Below are 22,944 nucleotides of genomic sequence, written 5' to 3'. Positions count from 1 at the left end.
CCGGTATGATGTGAAGAGGATTAGCCCAAAACGCGCTTTGTCACATCTAGCAGCTTATTAGGATCGAAAGGCTTCACCATCCAACCGGTAGCGCCCGCCGCTTTCCCTTTGGCTTTCATCTCTGGGTCCGCTTCCGTGGTAAGCATGACAATAGGCGTGCGATTGAAACCGCTTAAACTACGTAAATTTTTGATGAGTGTTAAACCGTCCATGCGAGGCATGTTTTGGTCGGTCAATACAAATCCAAATTGTTGAGACTTACATTTGTCTAATGCTTCTTGACCATCTTGTGCGGTAGTAACCGTGTAGCCAGCACCTTTTAAGGTCATCTCTACCATTTGACGAATTGATATAGAATCGTCGACTACTAAAATATGCTTGCTCATACTTTCTATTCCCTCACTGCTTAAAAGTAATAACTTTTGATGTCAAAATCCTTTGTACCCTAGAATAACTCTATCTCTCCCGACTGCATGGATGTTGCAGATACTGGGTTATGATCGGTTTTTCCTCGTTGGGCAAGCGCTTGTTGGTAAGCCTTTAATTCAGAAGCAAATGCTTCCAAATTTTCAGGCTCTAATTGTTGGAGTCGCTCGATAATAAATTTCACAATATCTTTTGTATAATCAATGTGCTGGCCATTTATATCGCCAAACTGCATGCCTCTTATCGCGTTATTTATTGCATCGTCAAGTTGTTGGCCAATACCCTCTAGTTGCTTGGTGGTAACTTGGTCTGATTCTGCTTTGCGAATAATGTCTTTTAGCTCTTTACTGATATGGTCTTTGGCTTCAACCACATGGGAAATATCTTGAGAAGCAACGAACTCGGCAGTTTCTGTGAGCTTATCTACCAGACCTTTAATATTTTCTACCTGCTTCTTAATAACATCACTGAACTGGGTTGAGCGGGTAGATAACGCCCGTACTTCATCGGCCACCACGGCAAAGCCCCTTCCCGCTTCACCGGCTCGCGCCGCTTCAATGGCTGCATTTAACGCTAGCAAATTAGTTTGGGCTGAAATATCGTCTATTCCGCTAAGGGCATCGATAACCGTAGGCATTGCTTGTTGAATGATTTGTACTTGGCTCATTAAATGCTGCGTTGAAGAAGACATTTTTTCTGTGGAATCGATAAAGCTTACAAGGGTGCTGTCGGTATCTTGAGCAAAATTGCGCATTTTATCTGAGTAAGCGGTGCTGTTTGATGTATCAACGCTTAGCAGGGCATCAATGCAATTAACCTGTTCTGCCACAAGGTCTTTTAAACTGGTAAAGGCTTGGCTAAGGGTAACAACAGCATCATCTTGGGTTGTTCTAATAGAAGATAAATTGCCCTCACATATTGATAGCGAATGAGCAATCTCCCCCCCTGCTAATGCAATATTATCTTCTACATGACTGGTGCTGGACTGTGTTTCTTCCATAGAGGAATTAGCATCAGACGAGGTGTTCTTACTTGACGAATAAGCGACAAAGCCGATTAATACCACCGTAAGCAAAACAAAGCCGAACAGCGCTGAGCCTAGAAAGAACAGAGCCCAAGCCGCTAATAACCCTACCACTACGCCCACCAGATAGAGGTTAGCGCTACTTTTTGAATGTGTAGATGAACTTTCCACGTTTGAATGCAAAAGGATCTCCTTATACTTTGCCACTACTCCTTCCTCACGCCCGATTAAACCGAGCGAAATATGCATGACGTGTGTTCAATGTCATAAAGGTACTTACTCTGTACATTGAAGGGGAGTAAGTAGGCAACGCGTTAGTCAGTGTTGATTACAATATGGACTAAGCGTAGTACCCAATTTGGAAAGTTGGCAAGTAACGAGATGCGAAAAACTGCTATATGTGCAAAAAACCTATGAAAGGCGGGGAAGTGTGGTTTTAAACTCAAAAGTCATTAATTTGTTATTTGCTGCATGAATAAGATTGATTTTGAAGGCTAAGAACGGCTGAACTTCCCTTATTCCAAAATTCTATATTCATGCCAATATAACGCGCTCCTGAGGCTGAACGCGCATGCTGTAATATATGAATATTACCATTTTCAGATAACTTAATGGTATCTGGGCCTAAAAAGCGCACCACAATGTTTCCTGCTGTCGCACAATTAAACTGATGCGTTCCTGTGGTAGCAGCATCCATTTTTTCATTCTTCGCCGTGTCTTGTACCGACATTCTTATTAACTTCAGTCTTTGCTTACCGGCGTTATCATAAATAACCAACCAGGTGCCCTTTTGAATTTCGTAACGGCTTGCCGCTTCTAGCGCTTTCACAAATCGCTGTTCTTGCGCTGACATGGCACTTACACACGCGCGGCGAGTCGTTACCAGTTTAGACGTTGCAAACTCACCTTCTGCTAATTCGCCCGCTTGTAAATTAAGTATGCCTGAGAATTGATTACAGCCAGTAAAGCCGGAAATTCTATTTTTTGTTACCAACTCTACGGTCATCATACTGCTATCGATAATGCCACCCATGTCGATACTCTCCACCTGCCAAGTACCGGTTAGGGTAGTTGCAGATTCATCTTCGCTCACTGAGTCTGCGTCTGAGGACATTTGACTGGCGTTATTACTACAACCAGTGACGATAAAAAGCAGACTCAATACAATTAAAAGTGAATTATGAAAATAAGAAGGCATGACTGATCCTAGCCGTTTTAAGATGAAGAAAAAGATAAAGGTACTTATGTACAATATTGCGTAATGTGGCCTGAAAGTAGCAAATATGCTCACTATTTGGAAGCGATACCTCAACCAACTTGCAAATAAGAACAATTATCAATAGCATGTAGTCTCTCAACTTGGGTACATACTATGTCTGCCGCTCGCATTTTAATAATAGAAGACGATATAACCCTTAGCGATCAGGTAGCTAGGCTGCTAAAAGAAAAAGGGTTTACCACTACGCAGTGCCTAGATGGCCAGAAAGGCTTGTTAGCGGCGCTGCAGGAAAGCTTCGATCTTATTTTACTCGATATTTTGTTACCTTCGCTGAATGGCTTGGCTGTTTTGAATCAAATTCGAAAAGTTAAGCATACTCCGGTAATGATGATTACCGCCAGTGGCGCTGAGCAAGAGCGTATTGAAGGCTATAGAAAAGGCGCTGATGATTACTTGCCTAAGCCGTTTAACTTCACAGAAATGATGCTTAGAATAGAGGCTTTACTACGTCGTAGCCAGCGAGACGCTATCCCCCCCAAACAAGCTTCACAGTTAATCATTGATGAGCTTCAACTTAACCGAATAAAGCAAGATGTTTGCTTTTCAGGTCACGACGTTGAGCTCACCCCCATTCAATTTAAGTTGTTATGGGTGTTGCTAGAAAATCACCATGAAGTGATGACCAAAGCCTTCTTATATCAAAGCGTGCTTAACAGGCCATTCAGCCGTTACGATAGAAGTTTGGACATGCACATCAGCCGTGTACGTAAAAAGCTTGTAGAAGCAGGTATGCCGCCAGAAAGGCTTTCTACGCTTCACGGAAAGGGCTATCGGTTTTCATGAAATATACCCTGTTTTGGCGAATGTGTACTGTTATTGGCGTGGGTACTGTACTGCTGTTTTGGGCCATTGACTGGTTAACAAATCATACCGAATCTAGCATGAGCTTTATTGCACAAGAACATCAACAGCAATTGCTAAATTACGGAAAAAAAGCCGATGAAATTTGGACAAATGAAGGCGAAGAAGCCTTGTCAGTTTGGCTTAAGATGCTTCAAGAAAAAGAGCAAACGTGGGTAGGCGTAGTCAGTTCAGAGATTACTCCTCTGGCCGACTCTACTATCTACAAACCCTTTTTCGACCGCTTTCAATACGGCAGAAGTGTGGAGTGGAAAATACACTTATATTTTCAGCAAAACCCCGTAATGGAAATTCCCTTTGCCGACGCCAATACCCACCTTTTAATTGAACTACCCCAACGCATGCGCCCAGGTGCCATGCTGCTATATGCCAATGCCATGCTGCAAATTGCACTGCCGCTAATATTACTGTGCATATTAAGTTTAGTGTTATACCGCCACGTTATGTCGCCTTTAAGAAAGCTGGAAAACGTCACCAAATCTTTCAGCGCCGGGCATTATGATGTAAGAACCAATGCATCGCTGCTTGAGCGGAATGACGAGCTTACCCGCTTAGCCGTTACTTTCGATAAGATGGCCGATAGGACCAGCAAACTTATTTATAATCAACGTCAGTTGCTAGCAGATTTGTCTCATGAATTGCGCACGCCTTTAACACGTATAGATATGGCGGTTGATTTTGTAGAACAGCAAATTAACCCGCAACAAGCATTAGCGCGACTTCGCTACGAAGCGTCTACCATGCGCAACCTAGTGGAAGATACGCTTACTCTCGCCTGGTTAAATACCGAGTCTCCACAGTTAAATGCTGAAGACTTCGATTTGGTGGAATTAATACACGTTATTTGCGAAGACGCACGATTCGAATACCCCGATAAAAACCTTGTTAGCACGCTGCCAGAAAAAGCGACGCTAACCCAAAGCAGCCAAATAGCACTAGGCCAAGCAATAGAGAATATTATTCGTAACGCATTGCGCCATACGCCTGAAAAATCGGAAGTAGAGGTACTGCTCAGCAGCACCGAGAAGGGTTACCGGCTATGTGTAAAAGACAATGGCCCCGGTGTGCCTGAACATATGCTTGGAGACATCTTTAAGCCCTTCTTTCGAGTAGATAAAGCCAGAGTATCCAAAGGCGAACGAATAGATACATCGCAAAGCACTGGCTTTGGTTTAGGGTTGGCGTTAGCCCACCGACAAATTGAGGCCGTGGGCGGTACTATCAAAGCTCAAAATTATACTGATGTCGCCGGCCAGCGCAGTGGGCTAAAAATTCAAATTGAATTGCCTAGCTCATCCACCACAGCTCGCTAATATTCACTCATACCTGCGTATTTTAGCGTTAAGAGCGATATTGATTTAAGAATTAGCCCCTGCGTTCTCACGCAACCGCTTAGGCTTGCTAACTAACCTACGCCAGGCTAATACAATACCGGTATACACCAACACGCATGCGAGCAATGACACCAGCCCTGCCACGGTTTGGCCGAAAACCCCAAAGTATTCACCGGTATGCAGAAAGCGAGCCGTGCCCCACGCTTGACCACCAGCAGACCAATCTTGCTTTCTTAGCACCTTGGTTACTTCTCCCGTCTGGGTATCGAAAAAAAGCGAATACGCAAGCTCTTGCCTATGCCCTATGCTTTTATCAATGAAAAAACGTGCTTCATGAATATCTTCACCTATTTCCATCCACATTGAATACCAATCTGCGTAGCCATTCGCGTTGGCGTGGTGCTGGGCTGAATTAAACAGCGTTTCATAGGGCACCACGTCAGCCGCTAAACTGGTAATTTCCTCATGCTGCTCCCGCGTCGGTACACTTTCACCAAAGGCGCCATATATGGCTTTATTGGCCCAATCGAAATGAAAAATAGTGGCGGTTAAGGCAATAACAAATAGCGGTATTAAACACCAGATACCGAAGACGACATGCCACTGACGATTTCGATGATGGGAATTCTGGTAGGTTTTAGGTAATAAAAACTGCTGTTTTAGGGCTCTTAAATTTAAACGCTTAGGCAACCATAAATACAGGCCACTTACGATTAGAAAGAGGAATACTAAGTTGGCATACGCTGTGATGTTTTTACCCACCACGCGATAGTCGCCCGCAAGAGATAAATAACGATGAAAGTCGGTGACTACATGGAAAAACTCCCCCACCATGCCCTCGCCTTCTCGTAGAATTTCGCCAGTATAAGGGTGTAGTAAAAAGCTGTGTCGCCCCGCCCAAGCAGGGACAGCTGCGCCTTCGCGGTTTACCCAACGAACATAAATATGTGGTTCGTTAGGCTTCAATGCCTGCAGAATTGTAACCACTTCATCGGTGCTAATGCGTGCCCTAGCGGTGCTAATGCGCGCGCTAACGGCTTTTGTATCAGTGTACTCGCCTATGTGCTCGTCTTCGTGTCGCACAGCCTTTTCACCCGCATGTGTAGACAACTTAGCAGGCTCTACATCATGCAGCCTTTCACTGAACTCTACAATTTGCCGTTCATAAGTCAGTAATACACCCGTAAAGGACATACACAAAACAAATATGCCGGCTATTAAGCCGGCAATAAGGTGGGTCCAAAAGACCCACTTCTTTATCGTTTTAGACACCATCAGGTTAACGACCTAGTGCTAAAAGTCGTAGGTTACTGATAGCCTGATATCTCTACCTGCTTCATGGGGGCCAATAACAGTGCCAAATACTTCGCTATAGTCACCCACGCTTGAATGGTCGATGTATTGCTCATCGAACAAGTTAGATACCGCTAGGTTAACAAGAATATTGCTTGTGGCCTGCCACTCACCATACAAGTCAACAAGTGTGTAGCTTGGTTTGTTTAAGCTATACAAGCTGTCTGTCCAGCCCAAATCAACTGCTTGGTGCAAGGTATCAATATCAATAGACCTAACCTGTCTGATGCTAGTCCCCACACTTATATCGGCGTTAACGGCGTAATCTACGCCAACCACTATGGTATCGCCGCGGCTATTACCTAAGCCCACAAATTCATAACCGTTTAAATCAATAGATGAATAGTCAACGCTGTATAGGCCGTCTCTTGGGTCTAATTCAGTATCGGCGGTCGAGAAGCCAAAGAAGAAGTCGAATGAATCGACGCGATAAGCAAGGTCGAATTCAATACCGCTGCTTTCTACGCTACCGATATTATTGAAAACAGAGTTTCCTTCAAAACCTTCAAAAATCACATCATCTAGGGTTGAGTTATAAACGCTTAATTTCGCATTTAAGTTATTCGCACTGTATTCAATAGACGCTTCAATGTTTTGTACTGTTTCGGGTACAAGATCATCAGCAACCACTGGAATATCTGAGCCATCATAAAGGTAACCGTCGATAGTAAAACCATCGCCAATTTCTTTTCCTCTAGCCGCTTCGGCATAACCCAAACCTAGGGTCCATGCTTCAGTAAGCTGATATGCAACACCAATATTAAAGCTTAGTTCAGAGTCGTCTAGTGAAGCTTCGCTGTCAGTAACCGGTGTACCGTAATACTCTTCAAGCAATATGCGTTGCTGAAAATCATAGTCGTCGTAGCGTACACCGTAGCTAAGTAATAGCTCAGGGGTAATATCACTGTAACCCTGTGCATAAATACCCATTACGCTACTTTCTTCCGCGTTCTCTACCGCTCCTGCAGCTGGTCCACTTTCCACTTCATCGCTACGGTAATCTACCCCGTATACAAACTTGTGGTTTGCTGTTTCGCTGGTATTGCGAATATCAAAACCGTAGGTGTCTATTTCGGCTAACCAATTAAAACGGCCACCTTGAAATGAAGAATCGGTTTGATAAGCGGTGGCTTCTAGGTAAACCATATCGCTATGTGCGAAACGATAGTTTGCTACATAGGTATCACGCTCGGCTTCACTTGGGTAAAGCGCTGCACCTTCTAATACTACCCAGTTCGGACGTGCTGAAAACTCACCTTCTTCGTCACGTTGCTCAACACTTAGCGACAAATAGTGATTTTCAGCAATATCACCACTGGCTTTAAGGAACAACATGTCTTGATCGGCTGCTGTACCGTAAATTTCGTTACCGTCGCCATCTTCCATATTGTCGCGATCGACAGTGCTGTAATAACCTAGCACACCCCATGTATCACTTAGCTTGCCGTAAAGGCTGCCACTATAGCGCGTACCATCGTTCGAAAAGTAGCTTGCTTTAACACGGCCACCAAATTGCTCGCCTTCAGCTAAAAGGTCATCCGCATCTTTGGTTTTAAAGCGAATTGAACCACCAATTGCGCCTGGGCCACTGGTTGCTTCACCAGCGCCAGCCTGCACATCAATTTGCTGTAACAAATCTGGGTCAATGGTGACACGACCAATGTGGTGGAAAAGTGTGGAGGTTTGCTGTGCACCATCTACGGTGACATTTAAATAAGCATCTTCTAGGCCGCGAATATATATTTTTTGTGCCACGCCAACTGAACCACCAACACTAATTGAAGGCGAGTAGCGAAATATATCAGCGAGATCATTAGCTTGGTATTGCTCGATTTCTTCAGCAGTAATACTTAGGTTTGTTGCAGCGCCTACTACCGATATTTTTTCAACAGCGGCCGTTTCGACAGGCTTAGTTTCATCAACTGCTTGTACTTGGGCATAGGAAAACGCGCTAGATAGTGTGCAAACCGCACCAATGAACACTCGTTTTTCAAAGAAAGCTCCAATTAAATGTTTAGTTATTCTTAATAAGAAACATTCTCATTTACTTGATGAAAAAAAGGTAGTGTTTTTACAATTGTTACATTTTGAACTGATAGGAATTTTTAGAGGGTTATTCTTGTTTGTTTTCAGGCTGTTTACTTTGCTCATCGCTATTAGCTTGTTCAGCTAACTTTTCCCGTTCTGCTTTAGAAATATAAGCCGGCTTATTGCTCTTATGAATTTTAGCGTTCGCTTTTTTATCTTTCTTCTGAAGTTTCTTGATGATTTTTTTTCGACGGTTCATTCCCAATTGCCTCAACAGCCTCACTCATTCTACTTATTATACAGTGTTCAAGGGTAAAGCTACCATATGCGTATTTATCGAATTCAAATATTGAGTGGAATGTAGATGCGGTGAGGGATACGCCAGCGTGTTCCGCTAAGTTGATACAACAACCTAGATCAAAAAAGCCCTCGCATTTCTGCAAGGGCTCTTCGAATAATGGTGCCTCGACCCGGGATTGTAACGCGCGGTGCAGCCGCAGGGACACGCCAGCGTGTTCCGCTAACTTAATACAACAACCTAGATCAAAAAAGCCCCGTATTTTCGTACAGGGCTTCCTGAACAATGGTGCCTCGACCCGGGATTGTAACGCGCGGTGCAACCGCAGGGGCACGCAGCGTGTTCCGCTAACTTGATACAACAACCTAGATCAAAAAAGCCCCGCATTTTCATGCAGGGCTCTTCGAATAATGGTGCCTCGACCCGGGATTGTAACGCGCGGTGCAACCGCAGGGACACGCCAGCGTGTTCAGCTAACTTGATACAACAACCTAGATCAAAAAAGCCCCGAACTTTCGTACAGGGCTTCTTGAATAATGGTGCCTCGACCCGGGATCGAACCAGGGACACGCGGATTTTCAATGCAAATCACCACTCTAAAGCATTGAAAATATGCAACTTTTAATTTCTTTGCAAATTCTTTGCAAAGAGAGCTCTTTTCTGTTTTACTGGCGCTATGGCAAAACAGACTGAAAGACACGACATAAACGACGAGCTGTATATCTTTAAACAAGATAACAGTGAGCGCTGGTATGCGCGATTTATACTAACCAATCACAAAAAATGGCTCTGTAAATCAACTAAGAAGAAAGATAAAGACGAAGCTATCGCCATGGCACATCGAATCTTCTTAGACCACCAAATTAGACACGAAAATAACACACTAGTCCAAAGTAAGCGATTCAAAGACGTAGCTGACCGCGTCATCGAAAAGCTTGAAGAGCAACTAGAACACGGGGGCGGTAAACGCACCTATAAAGACTATATTCGAGCGTTAGAAAACTACCACATCCCCTACTTTTCGCGTACGTTTATCACCTCAATTGACCAAGAAGAAATATCTAAGTTTGATGAGTGGCGTAAGGGACGAATGAAGAAGTCTCCAGCCTCCTCTACATTATTAACTCACAATGCTGCTCTTCAGCTCGTTTTTAAAGAAGCTATTGAGCAAAAATGGATGATCGCCGCTCAAGTACCTGTTCTTTCTTCGAAAGGTGGAACAGGCACACGTCGTGCGGCTTTTTCTGAAGAAGAGTATGATGTTATCCTCAACGAAATATATGAAGGTGAGCAAAACGCTCATAGTGAAAAGACCCGTCAAATTCGTGAGTTACTATACGATTACTGTGAAATAGCAGTTAATACCGGAATTAGGCCCGGCACGGAGATGGAACACCTAACTTGGAAAGATATCGAGATTAAAACTCAAGGTTCAAAAGCTCAATTTTTCATCAATGTCTCTAAGGGTAAAACAACAAAATATACGGGACCGCGTAAAGTAGTTTGCAAACGTGATGTGATAGGAGCCCTAACGAACCTACGAGAACGCTTTCCATTGCGCACACCCAATCAAAAGCTATTTTTGCTAGCAAGTGGCGAGCCCACAAGGCAATTAGGTAAGGCATTTGAGAAAGCTCTTCAAAGTTCCGGATTAAAAGAGTCACCCAGAGGACCTCGAACGCTGTACTCTCTCCGACACACTTACATTACGTGGCAGCTTCTCAACGGAACCAGCATAGACGTAATTACGCGTCAATGTGGAACCAGTACAGAAATGATCGAGCAGCATTACAGTCATGTAAAACCCGAGATGTTTGCAGATGCATTATCTGGAGTTACTTTTGATAAAGAAGAACCAAAAGCATTGTCTAAGAAAACCTTACATAGACGCGCAAAGACCGCAGAGCGCGATGAAAAACGCTTCAAGGAATGGGTAGAAGAGTATAAAAGGCGTGGGTGTATTTAGTCCACCATATAGGAGATAAGGTTACTTTTTTGTCGTTTAACGGTGGCTTCTTCGGTTGCTTTTAAAAATAAAGAATAGTTATTGAAGATATGTAAATTTAATCAATGCGCTCTAAAACCAAACGAAAATCATAACTCAGTAAAAAATTCAATTACTAGTATTGATTCATAATCTTCGAAAGTCTGCAGGAAGAACCTCAAAACCCGCAAAAATGTCCGTAAGAGAAGTAAATAGCACAGCGCAGCTCGTATGTTCATCTGTTTGAACTCAAGCTGTAACTGCTTTTGGAAACTAGAGTTATCAGGGATGAAGGAATTACCGAAGTTGTGCGTATGCTCCTATAGTAATCCCAAATATATCTGCATAAGCGACTCGAATAAAAGCGCCAAGATCATAGCCCAGATTTAAATCAGTTTTGAGATAATAAAGTCAGCTTTCAACCGTGCTTTTGGTTCTGAAACGTTTGCTAAGCTATACCCTCAAACTTCTTTAAGAGAGAAGCAAAGAGTGCTCTATTGTTCGCTTTTTAGTATCTAAAAAGACAATAATTTGCGAAACATTGTTTCATTAAAAACTAGTCCTGACGGGTGAGGTTTACATCTTCTCAGGTTACAGTTTTTACATTACATATGCTTGAACACTTTCGATGCTGAACAGCTTATTAGTAGAAACCCTGTAGCCGATTCAACTCCTGCTATCATTCGTAGATGTCCGTCCGGCTCGATACTTCCAAGACCCAATGTAGTAATCGTAGTTAGTGAAAAGTAAAAAATATCCATGGAAGTGGCAGGTTGCTTAAAATCGCCGAGCTCGAAATAAAGTCCAATTTCATACGCCAGAGTAAAAATGACTGCTAGTAAAAGTTGGCTCGAAATGGCAATAACGACTACCGACAGTGTTTTTATCCAAGCTCCCTTCAATCTCTCGCTGATATTGTCCGCGACTACTGAAATATTAAAAAGATGCAGCCCTACGCAGCTCAACAGCGCAGCTAAAACTATTAATATAGACAAAAACATAATATTTCCTTGTTGGTACAAAACTTGACTAGTTAAGATTGATTGGTTTGTAACCTCTCTCAAGCTTTCTTTTGTTAGAAAGATCTACAAATATTAACTATTTCTTAAGTAAGGATTACATATGAAATACTCTAAGTTCGCTGCAATGATAATAACTTCAACTGTAGCGATGTTTTTAATGATGTACTTAAATACCTACGCTATCTCGCATGTCTGGTTCAGTGAGACAAGGACTTATATGGCACTCTATATGGGGGCAGGCATGGCGATTATAATGTTAGCTTTCATGTTAGGTATGTATAGCAACAAGAAACTCAATACAGCCATTTTTATAATAGCGGCACTTACTTTCGCCTTGTGTATCTATCTTGTTCGTTCACAAAGTACCATTTCAGATACCGCTTACACGAAAGCAATGATTCCTCATCACTCTATAGCTATTTTGACTAGTGAGCGTTCTAACCTTGAAGACGTTCGCGTACGAGAATTAGCAAACGGCATTATTAAAGCTCAGCGAAAGGAAATAAAGGAGATGGAGTGGTTGATAGAGGATATAAATAAGAATGGCAAGGTAACAACTCAGGAACAGGCCGAACAGCGTCCAATTCCTCAATTTGAAGGTAAATTGAATAAAGGAAAGGAAAATGAGTAAGAAAGCTATCCTATATAGAATGGTTACTAAAGAGCACATTTGCCCTTACGGTTTAAGGTCAAAAGACTTACTAGAGCGAGAAGGCTATTTAGTAGAAGACAATCATCTTACTTCACGTAATGACACCGATGATTTCAAGCAAAAGCATGGTGTAGAAACGACGCCTCAAACCTTCATCGAAGAAAAGCGAATTGGTGGATATGATGAGCTTCGTAAATACTTCGGGAAAGGAGAAGCGGGGCAGAACGGAACTACTTATGCACCTGTTATTGCGATTTTTTCTGTGGCAGCTCTGCTATCGTTAGCATTCCAGTTCTTTGTTTCTGAAGACTTCATCTCTATAAGAACACTGGTTCTCTTTATTGCTTTCTCAATGACACTACTTGCAGTTCAAAAATTGAAGGATTTGTATAGTTTTACAAATTCGTTCATAACCTACGATTTGTTGGCAATGAGGTGGCTTCGATATGGTTACATCTACCCATTTCTTGAAGCCTACGCGGGGATAGGAATGGTAGCTCAACTGCCTGCCATAGCTGTTGCGCCATTTTCACTATTTATAGGAACCGTTGGGGCAATTTCTGTCTTTAAAGCAGTATATGTGGATAAACGGGAGCTCAAATGTGCTTGTGTCGGTGGGGACAGTAACGTGCCGTTAGGTTTTGTTTCACTATCAGAAAACATTTTTATGATAGCAGGCGCATTTCTCATGTTATCTTTTTAGTTACAAGAGTTGCTTATCGACTAAACTTAATAAAAGTAACTCTATCAGCTTTTAAGATTGAAAAGACTGCTTGTTTAACTACATAGGAAGTTGTTTATCTTAGTTACAAGCAAATGTCATTGATTAAAGTGTCCTTAAGACTTATCTTGTCTAAGGGAATAACGTCGCGTAAAGGTTGAGAGCAAATACAAAGTTATGAGATCTATTATTTTCACACTATGCATTGGATATTTATTGGTACTGTTTACCGTGCCAGTTGATGCGTGTGAAATGAAAATGGATGAACATAGCTCATTAACTAAGGTTTCTCACAAATTCGCAGACGCTCATGAGGAGAAACGTAGCAGTTCACCTAGTTCTAAGCATCAAAGCGCTCACACTGATGGACACCCCTCGCATTCGGGTAAATCAGGTTGCTGCAATGATGGATGTATGTGTATAGCTACCAATTGCTACCACTTTACAAGTCTTTTTTACGTTCCCATTCGTCAATTTGAAACAACGTTTGCTGAGCAGTATGACATTATCGCTCTAGCTGTTCCCTTCAAAATTTTCACTCCACCTTTTCGTCCACCGATAGCCTAAGGCACTGACTTAGTTAGTAATACTTTTTAAATGGATGAACTTCCTTCGTCCAGTTAGTATCAATTCAAAGGCTAAAAACTATGAAAAATTCTATCGACAACGGTCGCAGAAGATTTGTGCTCGGTGCCCTAACCTCGAGCGCTGCGGCTGCGTTAACCAACGTTAGTCCTCTATGGGCAGCACCTGTTGGTCGCCATTTTAAAGATCAAGTTTTGACAGGTGATATTAAAAATCTCAATGTGTCAAAAGCGCAATTGCCAATAGGCTCAAATATGGGCTCACCTATAACGATCAACGGTCAAATGCCGGGCCCGTTGATTAGATTGAAAGAAGGACAGCGAGCGCACCTCAATGTAACTAACCACCTTAACCAAGATACTTCAATACACTGGCACGGGATTATTTTACCACCAGATATGGATGGCGTTCCGGGAGTTTCCTTTGCCGGAATAAAACCTGGCGAAACATTTAAATATGCATTCGATGTCGAGCAAAACGGCACCTACTGGTACCACAGTCATTCAGGCCTCCAAGAACAGTTGGGCCATTTAGGACCTCTTGTGATCGACCCTGCAAATGGAGACATTGGGGCTGATAGGGAACATACAATTATTTTAAGCGATTGGACGTTTTCAGACCCCCATGAAGTTATGCGAAAACTGAAGGTAGCGGAAGGTTATTACAATTATCAAAAGCGAACTATTTTCGACACGTTAGAAGACGTAAAGAAAAAAGGGTTTGCCGATACATGGGAAGAGCGTGCTATGTGGGGTGCAATGCGTATGAGCCCTCGCGATATAGCTGACGTTACAGGCAGTACATATACATACTTAATGAATGGCCGGACACCACAGGACAACTGGCAGGCCCTGTTTAAAGTAGGCGAAAAAATCCGGTTGAGGATTATAAATGGTTCTGCGATGACTTATTTCGACTTTCGCATCCCAGGGCTTGAAATGACGGTTGTAGCTGCAGATGGTCAGCCTGTTAAACCAGTAAATGTGGATGAATTTCGAATTGCAGTAGCGGAAACTTATGACGTAATCGTTCAGCCAAAAGAGCGAAAAGCTTATACCTTTTTTGCGGAAAGTTTTGATAGAAGTGGATATGCGCGTGGCACCCTAACCCCGTCAATTGGCCTTACTGCAGAGGTTCCCCCACAGCGAGTTATCACAGAGCGTGGCATGGCGGCGATGGGGATGGACATGTCTGGTATGAAAGGCATGAATATGGATAAGTCCAAGGTCGACAGCTCGGGCATGGCTGCTCCAAAAGGTGAAATGAAAGGAATGGGGCAGCATAGCGCCCATACAATGCATGGCACCCAAATGGAAGGAGAAATGACCCCCTCCAAAAAGCTCCCAGTAGAAAGCATAGACATTGTCCACAGCGAAGACGGGCACGGCGCTGGTGCAGCGATGATTGCTAAAAATCCAAGCTCTAGGTTGGATGAACCTGGGATCGGTTTGGAAGACAGCCCACATCGTGTCCTTGTTTATACAGATTTAGTCGGTGAAAGTCCTTGGCCTGACGAAAGAGAGCCGGAACGTCAAATTGAGCTTCACTTAACGGGCAATATGGAAAGGTACATGTGGTCGTTCGATGGCAAAAAGTTTAGTGAAGTAGACGGATATGTACGTTTCAATTATGGCGAGAGACTACGTCTGATCTTGGTTAATGACACTATGATGGATCACCCTATTCATTTACATGGTATGTGGATGGAACTTGAAAACGGCCAATATCCAAGACCTCGTAAACACACGATCAGCCTCAAGCCTGGAGAGAAGGTCTCGTTACAAATCAGCGCAGATGCCCCCGGTGAGTGGGCGTTTCATTGTCACCTGCTATACCACATGGAAGCAGGTATGTTTCGTGTTGTACAGGTCGCATAGGAGATTAAAATGAAACAGATATTAATAGCAGGCCTAATAACATTAACTTTGAGCGTTGACAATGCTTTGGCTCAATCAAGAGATGACTGGCCATCTCCTATTCCTAATGAATATTTTGGCCAAGTTCTATTTGACCGGCTTGAATATACTCGCACTGATGAGCAGCAAAATATAGCGGTCTGGGACATGCAGGCGTGGTATGGCGGAGATTACCATCGTCTTGTTTTTAAAAGCGAAGGCGAAAATACACAAAACGATGGAATGCCTACTGATCTGGAACGAGCAGAACTGTTGTACGGTTATCTCGTTTCTTCTTTTTGGTCTATACAATTTGGTGTGGGCACAAAGGGAGAGCTGTCATCCGATGCGGATATGGAAAACTATGCGGTGGTCAGTTATCAAGGTCTAGCGCCTTACTGGTTTGAAATGGAAAATTCACTGCGTATTAACGAAGACGGTGACATGCAGTTCATCAATGAAACCGAATATGACTGGCAACTAAGTCAAGTTTCCTATCTGCAACCGCGACTAGAAGTTGTTGCCAACCTCACCGATTCTGAAAAGTATGACCGTCAAAGCGGGTTGAGTAATATTCGTATTGGTTTGCGATATCGGCATGAAATAGTGAGGGAGGTAGCACCTTATGTCGGTGTTTATTACAGCAAAGCTTTGGGAAATACAGCTGATGCATTAAAGGCTGAAGGCAAGTCAACCAGTGAAACTGGTGTAGTGTTAGGTGCAAGGATTTGGTTTTAAACGCCCTACGCTAAAAATGAAATAACTGGTATGCCATTGCCAGTTATTTCTTTCTACACGTCTTCGAATTTGTTTTGTAATGGGCCTGTGTCCTTATATTTGCTGCAGGTTGCTTTTGTTGTTACTCAGGCTCACATGACATAAAGGAGTAACCAATATGAATGAACACGAGCATTCAAACAGGAAAGATTCGTTAAGCCTCTGGGGCGCGGTATCGATGGGAACTGGTGTAATGATAGGTGCTGGTATATTTGCTTTAACCGGGCAAATAGCAGAGCTGGCAGGCACATGGTTTCCTTTTGCGTTTTTAGTTGCAGCGATAATTGCAGGGTTTAGCTCATACAGTTACATCAAAATGGCACAGAAATACCCCTCTGCAGGTGGTATCGCCATGTTTCTGAAAAAAGCCTATGGTAGAGGTCTGCTGACTGGTGCCTGTGCATTGCTAATGTTTTTTTCCATGGTTATCAATGAAAGTTTGGTAGCCCGCACTTTTGGCACTTATGTCCTACAATTGTTTGACTCTCAGGGCGCTGAGTGGCTTATACCAGCGCTTGGCGTGAGTCTTCTTATTGTGGCATTCATTGTTAATATTTTGAGTAATCAATTCATACAGACCCTCTCATTTATTATGGCTTTTATCAAAATAGCAGGACTTGCAGTTTTGGCAATTGGTGGGCTGTGGGCAACCGGTTTGTCGTTTGAGAGCGTTTCAGCTCAACCGCAAGATACCAGCGCAACCGGTTTTCTCGGAGCCGTGGCACTTGGTATTTTGGGATACAAAGGATTCACTACAATCACAAACAGCGGAGGCGAGCTCAAACAACCAGAAAAAAATGTAGGAAGGGCCATAGTCATTTCTATATCCATTTGTGTGGTACTTTATGTTTTTGTCGCAGTTGCAGTAGGAGCAAATTTATCAATTGGCGAAATAATACAGGCAAAAGATTATTCGCTTGCTGAAGCATCTCGACCCGCATTCGGCCAGTATGGTGCTTGGTTTACTATAGCTTTCGCGATTATTGCCACGTCTTCCGGTGTCGTTGCCAGCATCTTCGCTGTTTCAAGAATGCTATCGATGCTTACATCAATGCAACTTGTGCCTCACCGTCATTTTTCATTACCGGGAGATATAAGAAGACATTCCTTAATTTATACGTTAGTCATCGCAATATTTCTTACCATATTCTTCGATTTGAGCCGCATAGCCTCCATCGGTGTAGTTTTTTATATCGTAATGGATATCTTCATCCACTGGGGAGTGTTCAAGCATTTACGAGATGATGTGCAAGCTAAAGCTTGGGTACTAGTCAGTGCAATTATTCTCGATATCATTGTTCTTCTATCTTTTATGTGGGTGAAAGCAAAATCAGATATCTTCATTGTTGGGATTTCTGTGGCTGGACTTCTTATCGTATTCGCGGCTGAGAAATGGTTTCTAAAGCTCCATGCGTATGATGATGATGATAAAAATTATAACTGATGCAAATCATTGAAGCTGTTCATGAACTACATCGACGGAGTAAGACAATATTCAGCGTAGGCAGAGTAGCAGCCTAAAAGGTAAGCGCAGTTGTTATGAATAGGAAAGGAATTAACCGGCATTAGCGTGCCGGTTATTTTTACTCGTGGCACACTTTAACCGCTTTTTTGCTGCTTCAGTGTATTCATTATTTCAGCAAACTCCTGTCCTTTTGACTCAGGTGGCTGGCTACAACCCTGCTTCTCTGTATTGGTTTGACTGGGTAGTTGCATGGCTTGCTGTAAGGCTAATTCTGAATTATTGGTTATCATAATATCTCACCGTTAGTTTAAATTTATGTGGCAGTAGATATCAGCAAATATCGTACCTGTGCTAAAAGGACAAATACTGACTATTTATTTAGCCCTCACTACTACAGCTGCCTATTGTAAATACTGGCAATAAGCCAACCCAGTACACCTGCGAACAAAGCCCATAAAGCTCCGCCTATCACTACACCCAATAAAGGCACGTTCCATATCATCCCTTGCCAGTCTGAAAACATTATATTACCAGCCATGGGTGACATCATGTCGGGCATTGTAATAATGAACAAAGAACTAACAACTAACAACACTCTCGAAGCTGAACGATGCGGCGCACGCGAACGCAAATACATTTTCTCGAATTTTCATCTTACGCCTCCTTAAAGCCAGCATCATAATGTAACGACATCGCTCAGCATTGTTGTTGAGTGAGAACGTAGAGCACAATAAGGTTATGTACGCTTCCTGTGAGCGCCCTGCGGCAAGTGGTGGCAACTCCACGGTTTGTGCGTCGCATTGTCTTTTATATTTTGATCTACAAACTGGTAATAACCTTCTTTTGTGTGTGTCCACCAGTCATTGTGAAGATCTGCGCCGTGTTTTCGAATGATCGCTTCAATACCGTCTAAATCGATATGTGTCGCATCATATGCCAGGTGAATAGCCCCTTCTTTGATGTTGTAGCTCACCTCATCAATGCCAAAGAGCTTGTCAATCTCTTCAATTAGGGGCTCGCAATTTGCCTCATAGACATTGCTGAGCCGTAAATTCCGAACGACTAAATTTGCTTCTCTGACACCGACTCTGTGGTCTAAATCACTCATATCTTTCTCCTCGGGTGTTAATTTGAATGTTTCTGAGATTCGGGTGAATGGCTTCCATCCATTTTCGACATCATTACTTCCATCATCTTAAGATGCCTTTCTGCCATATCAACTTGGTTTTGCATGGGTTGCCCTTCCATTTTTTCGTGCATTATATGCATCATTCCCATCATGGATTGCATGTGTTTTTTCATCATTTCACGCTGCTTGCTGGGATTCTTTTCTTCTTTGATAGCGTTAACTTCTTCCTTCATCGACTTTATTTTTGCATTCATCATATGCATATCTTGGCCACGCATAGGCATTCCCGTTTGAATCTCTGGCTTGTCTGAGCCCTTATGCTCATGCTCTTCCATTTGTTGAGCTTGCGATGTTGCAGCCATTACTAATGTGGTTGAAAAAATGATTGATTTAGTGAATTTTTTCATGGTTTTCACCTTTTAATTTAAAGTTGAGGTTTGGGATCCAGCCAGGTGTCGTGTTGATATAGCTCACATACTCATCGCCAAATTCAGCAATAGCCAGAGCTTCTTCACGCTTTGCCAGTTTCACATACACAACAACTAAAACTGGAAACATGACCAGTGTGGGAATGGTCGGCCATTGCAACAAAAAACCGAACATGATCAGTATGAAGGCTAAATATTGAGGGTGGCGACACCGCGCATACCATCCAGTCTTAGCTAAGTGATGGTTCTTCTGAGCGTGGTGCAGCACATTCCATGCTGAGGACAAGATAAAGAATCCTGCAACAATAAATACCATACTGGCGATATGAAATGGGTCCCAGTGGGCGTCGCCTTTAAAACCAAAGAAAGTATGCAACAGATGTCCGTTTTCGTGCGCAAAAAAGTTTACTTCCGGATAGGTTTCAGCAAGCCATCCTGACAAGAAATAAATAGTCAGTGGGAAGCCATACATTTCGGTAAACAGGGCTACAATAAACGCAGAAAATACCCCCAAACTTCGCCAGTCGGTGGAAGATTTTGGCTTTACAAAACTGAATGCAAAAAAGATAAAAATAGCTGAGTTCAGTATCACCATTGACCATAAGCCATAATCATATGTATCATTCATCTTGGTTGTCCTTTTTAAGTGACTCCTTTCGGCCTTCCTCCAACCCCTGAATGTATCCATCACGATAAGCCGCGTTGTTATCACTCAATTCCTGAAAACTTTTCTGCTTATTGTCACTGTCGCGAGAATGTTCGTGGGCGTGTCCGTGTTTACCGTGGCTACTGTGCATGAATATATGCATGAATGGGCACAGCAATAAAATCAAATAGGGAAGAAACTGAAGGACATGATGACCATGTTCGAAAATTAAAAAATAAGTAACGGCAGCGATCATCGCTAATGCTGCCCACCCTGTAGGTGTTGACCAAAATCTGGGGTGACTGTTTTTCATGACTCCTCCTATACCACCGTAAGAACACCGCGATACATCTGCATCTGGCAGTGAAAAGTATGTTCGCCCTGTGGGACGTTTTCGAGGTGAATTGGTGTTACCTCATTAAGCGTTAGCTGCTCACTGATATCTAATGAAGGAATTAGCAGTACTTCGGAACAGGGAGACTCATCTTTGCGCAAAAACTTCAACGTAACAGATTGGTTTGCGTTTACCTGAATAGACGCTGGTGAGTACACGCCATTTTTTACTTCTATGAGTATTTCGTTACTTTCAGTAACTGTCTGATCAGGCTTGTATAACCAAAACCACCAAATAATCAGTGCAATACCCGTAAGTCCTACAATATTAATTATCATCATAAGAAAACTCCTTAGTGGTCCTTTGCCTTGAATAGGCGAAGCCGGTTCGCATTTGATACCACTGTTAACGAAGAAAATGCCATGGCGGCTCCGGCGATAACTGGGCTTAGCAATACTCCGAAAAATGGATAGAGCACGCCCGCCGCAAAAGGTATACCTGCTACGTTGTAGATAAAGGCTCCAAACAAGTTTTGCTTAATGTTGCGCAAGGTGGCTTTACTAACCGCTATAGCATCGGCCAGACCATGCAACGAGCCGCGCATCAGGGTGATATCGGCGCTTTCAATGGCAACGTCCGTTCCTGTACCAATGGCAAAGCCAACATCAGCCAAGGCAAGAGCCGGAGCATCGTTAATTCCATCACCAGTCATACCCACTACTTCTCTCTGCTGCTGTAATTCATGTACTTTGTTGGCCTTATCTTCGGGCAATACTTCAGCAAAAAACTCGCTTATTGCCGCTTTCTTTGCCACTGCAGCAGCAGTTTCTTTGTTGTCCCCCGTTAACATGATGACCCGGATATCATTAGCCTGAAGACGCTTGATGGCAGAAACAGAGTCAGGTTTTATCGGGTCGGCAACCGCTATGATGGCAGCAAGTTGTCCATCTACAGCGAAATACATGGGAGTTTTGGCGTCTTTGGCCAGTGTTTGTGCTTTCTCTGAATAATTACCTATGCCCACCCCTTTTGAAGCCATAAGCTTGCTGTTACCAAACAATAAGGCCTTTCCTTCACAACGGCCTTCAACCCCCATACCGGTAATCGCATTAAACTCTTCGGTTTTCAGCAGCTCAATGCCCTGGTCGTGGGCACTTTCTACTATCGCCATTGCTAATGGGTGCTCTGAACCATTTTCCAGACTAGCTGCCAATTGCAGCACTGTCTTTTCATCACTGAAATTGGCTAAAATTATGTCAGTGACCTTGGGTGTACCTTCCGTAATCGTTCCGGTTTTATCCAGTATCATCACACTGATTTTTGATGCCGTTTGTAGCGCTTCGCCGTTGCGAATTAGCACGCCGGCTTCAGCAGCCTTTCCAACCCCCACCATAACTGACATCGGCGTGGCTAGGCCCAATGCACATGGACAAGCAATGATCAATACAGTGGTGGCCGAAACTATGGCAAATGCCAGTGCGGGCTCAGGCCCAAAGTTCAGCCATGCTAGCGCACTGAGCACAGATATAATCATGACCACAGGAACAAAGTAAGCGGATATCACGTCGGCCAAGCGCCCAATAGGCGGCTTTGAATTTTGTGCGCGTTTAACCATTGCAATGATTTGCGCCAGTGCCGTGTCTTTACCTACTCGAGTTGCTTTAAATAGAAACATTCCTGACTTGTTGAGAGTTCCAGCAACGACTTCATCGTCATGTGATTTTTCAACTGGCATCGGTTCCCCGGTTAGCATGGACTCGTCGATTGACGTATGGCCTTCAACAACCACACCATCAACAGGCACTTTTTCTCCAGGCCTGACTTTGATGACATCGTTAAAAAGCACTTGCTCGATAGCGACCTGGACCTCTTTATTGTCGCGAATAACCGTGGCTGTTTTCGCTTGTAATCCAATTAAACGTTTGATTGCTTCTGAGGTTTTTCCGCGGGCTTTTAGTTCTAAGGCAAGCCCCAGATCAATTAGACCAATGATCATAGCTGTAGCTTCAAAATAAACGTGCCTTGCCATTAACGGCACTGCTTCAGGTACCAACACTACCAACATCGAATAGAACCATGCTGTGCCTGTACCAAGTGCAATGAGTGTATCCATATTGGCAGAATGATTTTTAAAGCTCTTCCACGCACCGATGTAAAAATGCCGGCCGGAAAAGAACATTACACCCAGCGTCAGTAGGCCAACTGCTAGCCACAACAACCTCTCGACATTAGTCTCGACCGTCATTTCGTCGACAACAATGCTATAAGTCATTAGAGGGATACCTAGCGAAAGCGCAATGAAAGTATCTCGCATCAGCTTTTTGTAATAGGTCCTATCCGCTGCTTCTTTTTCATCGACTACATCAGTGTCAGGCTTATCTTCGAAAGGCTTTGCGTTGTAACCAACGGACTCTACTGCTTGAACCAATAATTGAGAATCCGCTGTACCCGATACAAGTACTGTTCTGTCTGCAAAGTTCATTTCGGCATTCTGCACTCCCGGCGTCTGCTTCAAGGCAGCTTCTATTTTTCCAACGCAACTGGCACATCCGGCGCCTTCTATCACTAATTGTCGCTGTGTTACTTCTGCACTCATAGTGCTCTCCTTTTTTCCTATTTTTAGAAGACTTGTTTTTTGACGGACAACAATTTTTCTGAAGAAACACCTGCATTAAGTTCTGTCATATTGACGTGCTCCAATAG

At 43.2% G+C, this 22,944-nt stretch carries 23 protein-coding genes; 8 read left to right on the top strand and 15 right to left on the bottom strand.

The genetic code is table 11. From position 1 onward, the window contains the following. Window positions 1-20: 20 nt before the first annotated feature. The 3 genes from C7Y69_RS08435 to C7Y69_RS08425 all read right to left on the bottom strand — a co-directional run bounded on the left by C7Y69_RS08435 (window position 21) and on the right by C7Y69_RS08425 (window position 2,648). Window positions 21-386, bottom strand: a complete 366-nt coding sequence (locus C7Y69_RS08435; RefSeq protein WP_126872398.1) for a response regulator — start codon at window positions 384-386, stop codon at window positions 21-23. A gap of 59 nt (window positions 387-445) precedes the next feature. Beyond that, the gene (locus tag C7Y69_RS08430) at window positions 446-1,621 is read right to left on the bottom strand and encodes a methyl-accepting chemotaxis protein (protein ID WP_126872410.1); all 1,176 of its coding nucleotides are present in this window, start codon (window positions 1,619-1,621) and stop codon (window positions 446-448) included. Between the two features lie 289 nt (window positions 1,622-1,910). Next, window positions 1,911-2,648, bottom strand: a complete 738-nt coding sequence (locus C7Y69_RS08425; RefSeq protein WP_126872397.1) for an META domain-containing protein — start codon at window positions 2,646-2,648, stop codon at window positions 1,911-1,913. Between the two features lie 174 nt (window positions 2,649-2,822). Here C7Y69_RS08425 and C7Y69_RS08420 point away from each other — a divergent pair, with 174 nt between their 5' ends. Continuing rightward, window positions 2,823-3,512: a response regulator transcription factor gene (locus C7Y69_RS08420; protein WP_126872396.1), complete on the top strand. Its 690-nt coding sequence runs from the start codon at window positions 2,823-2,825 to the stop codon at window positions 3,510-3,512. Then, window positions 3,509-4,903, top strand: a complete 1,395-nt coding sequence (locus tag C7Y69_RS08415) for a sensor histidine kinase (protein ID WP_126872395.1) — start codon at window positions 3,509-3,511, stop codon at window positions 4,901-4,903. Before C7Y69_RS08420 ends, C7Y69_RS08415 begins: the two co-directional genes overlap by 4 nt. A gap of 45 nt (window positions 4,904-4,948) precedes the next feature. Here C7Y69_RS08415 and C7Y69_RS08410 read toward each other — a convergent pair whose 3' ends face one another. The 3 genes from C7Y69_RS08410 to C7Y69_RS08400 form a co-directional block, all read right to left on the bottom strand. After that, window positions 4,949-6,199: a PepSY-associated TM helix domain-containing protein gene (locus C7Y69_RS08410; protein ID WP_126872394.1), complete on the bottom strand. Its 1,251-nt coding sequence runs from the start codon at window positions 6,197-6,199 to the stop codon at window positions 4,949-4,951. Window positions 6,200-6,217: 18 nt separating this feature from the next. Continuing rightward, window positions 6,218-8,260: a TonB-dependent receptor gene (locus tag C7Y69_RS08405; protein WP_260563466.1), complete on the bottom strand. Its 2,043-nt coding sequence runs from the start codon at window positions 8,258-8,260 to the stop codon at window positions 6,218-6,220. A 130-nt stretch (window positions 8,261-8,390) separates the two neighbouring features. Beyond that, complete coding sequence (locus tag C7Y69_RS08400; protein WP_013785783.1) at window positions 8,391-8,564, bottom strand: DUF2986 domain-containing protein; 174 nt, start codon at window positions 8,562-8,564, stop codon at window positions 8,391-8,393. 715 nt (window positions 8,565-9,279) lie between these two features. Here C7Y69_RS08400 and C7Y69_RS08395 point away from each other — a divergent pair. Further along, complete coding sequence (locus C7Y69_RS08395; RefSeq protein ID WP_014978046.1) at window positions 9,280-10,569, top strand: tyrosine-type recombinase/integrase; 1,290 nt, start codon at window positions 9,280-9,282, stop codon at window positions 10,567-10,569. 623 nt (window positions 10,570-11,192) lie between these two features. Here C7Y69_RS08395 and C7Y69_RS08390 read toward each other — a convergent pair. Continuing rightward, entirely contained in the window at window positions 11,193-11,588 is a 396-nt protein-coding gene (locus C7Y69_RS08390) for an ion channel (RefSeq protein WP_014978045.1), read from the bottom strand. A gap of 121 nt (window positions 11,589-11,709) precedes the next feature. Between C7Y69_RS08390 and C7Y69_RS08385 the strand changes: the two genes are divergently transcribed. The 5 genes from C7Y69_RS08385 (at window position 11,710) to C7Y69_RS08365 (ending at window position 17,683) form a co-directional block, all read left to right on the top strand. Beyond that, window positions 11,710-12,240, top strand: coding sequence for a DUF305 domain-containing protein (locus C7Y69_RS08385; RefSeq protein WP_012516919.1), 531 nt, complete (start codon window positions 11,710-11,712; stop codon window positions 12,238-12,240). Continuing rightward, on the top strand, window positions 12,233-12,964 hold the full coding sequence (locus C7Y69_RS08380) for a MauE/DoxX family redox-associated membrane protein (RefSeq protein WP_126872392.1): 732 nt from the start codon (window positions 12,233-12,235) through the stop codon (window positions 12,962-12,964). The genes C7Y69_RS08385 and C7Y69_RS08380 overlap by 8 nt, the downstream gene beginning before the upstream one ends. A 665-nt stretch (window positions 12,965-13,629) precedes the next feature. Continuing rightward, a complete protein-coding gene (locus C7Y69_RS08375) occupies window positions 13,630-15,444 on the top strand; it encodes a copper resistance system multicopper oxidase (RefSeq protein ID WP_014978042.1) in 1,815 nt (604 codons plus the stop codon). A gap of 9 nt (window positions 15,445-15,453) precedes the next feature. After that, window positions 15,454-16,200 (top strand): copper resistance protein B, encoded by a 747-nt coding sequence (locus tag C7Y69_RS08370; protein ID WP_014978041.1) that lies wholly within the window; start codon window positions 15,454-15,456, stop codon window positions 16,198-16,200. A gap of 157 nt (window positions 16,201-16,357) precedes the next feature. Next, window positions 16,358-17,683 carry an APC family permease gene (locus C7Y69_RS08365; RefSeq protein WP_012516915.1) on the top strand — a complete coding sequence of 442 codons (1,326 nt, stop codon included), beginning with the start codon at window positions 16,358-16,360 and terminating at the stop codon, window positions 17,681-17,683. 155 nt (window positions 17,684-17,838) lie between these two features. On the opposite strand, the gene C7Y69_RS21550 is transcribed toward C7Y69_RS08365, so the two are convergent. From C7Y69_RS21550 to C7Y69_RS08330, 8 genes are all read right to left on the bottom strand, one after another. Further along, window positions 17,839-17,994, bottom strand: coding sequence for a hypothetical protein (locus tag C7Y69_RS21550; protein WP_012516914.1), 156 nt, complete (start codon window positions 17,992-17,994; stop codon window positions 17,839-17,841). Between the two features lie 101 nt (window positions 17,995-18,095). Beyond that, window positions 18,096-18,341 (bottom strand): DUF5676 family membrane protein, encoded by a 246-nt coding sequence (locus C7Y69_RS08360; RefSeq protein WP_012516913.1) that lies wholly within the window; start codon window positions 18,339-18,341, stop codon window positions 18,096-18,098. A 99-nt stretch (window positions 18,342-18,440) separates the two neighbouring features. Further along, the gene (locus C7Y69_RS08355) at window positions 18,441-18,812 is read right to left on the bottom strand and encodes a hypothetical protein (RefSeq protein WP_012516912.1); all 372 of its coding nucleotides are present in this window, start codon (window positions 18,810-18,812) and stop codon (window positions 18,441-18,443) included. Window positions 18,813-18,829: 17 nt separating this feature from the next. After that, window positions 18,830-19,240, bottom strand: a complete 411-nt coding sequence (locus C7Y69_RS08350) for a hypothetical protein (protein ID WP_012516911.1) — start codon at window positions 19,238-19,240, stop codon at window positions 18,830-18,832. Continuing rightward, a complete protein-coding gene (locus C7Y69_RS08345; protein ID WP_024015555.1) occupies window positions 19,224-19,889 on the bottom strand; it encodes a methyltransferase family protein in 666 nt (221 codons plus the stop codon). The genes C7Y69_RS08350 and C7Y69_RS08345 overlap by 17 nt, the downstream gene beginning before the upstream one ends. Continuing rightward, the gene (locus C7Y69_RS08340) at window positions 19,882-20,220 is read right to left on the bottom strand and encodes a DUF2933 domain-containing protein (RefSeq protein ID WP_012516909.1); all 339 of its coding nucleotides are present in this window, start codon (window positions 20,218-20,220) and stop codon (window positions 19,882-19,884) included. The genes C7Y69_RS08345 and C7Y69_RS08340 overlap by 8 nt, the downstream gene beginning before the upstream one ends. An 8-nt stretch (window positions 20,221-20,228) precedes the next feature. Beyond that, on the bottom strand, window positions 20,229-20,582 hold the full coding sequence (locus C7Y69_RS08335) for a cupredoxin domain-containing protein (protein WP_012516908.1): 354 nt from the start codon (window positions 20,580-20,582) through the stop codon (window positions 20,229-20,231). Between the two features lie 11 nt (window positions 20,583-20,593). Further along, entirely contained in the window at window positions 20,594-22,837 is a 2,244-nt protein-coding gene (locus C7Y69_RS08330) for a heavy metal translocating P-type ATPase (protein WP_012516907.1), read from the bottom strand. Window positions 22,838-22,944: the final 107 nt, after the last annotated feature.

The organism is Alteromonas sp. KS69, from assembly GCF_003989595.1.
Taxonomy (GTDB): domain Bacteria; phylum Pseudomonadota; class Gammaproteobacteria; order Enterobacterales; family Alteromonadaceae; genus Alteromonas; species Alteromonas naphthalenivorans.
This window is presented reverse-complemented; position numbering and strand designations above follow the sequence as displayed.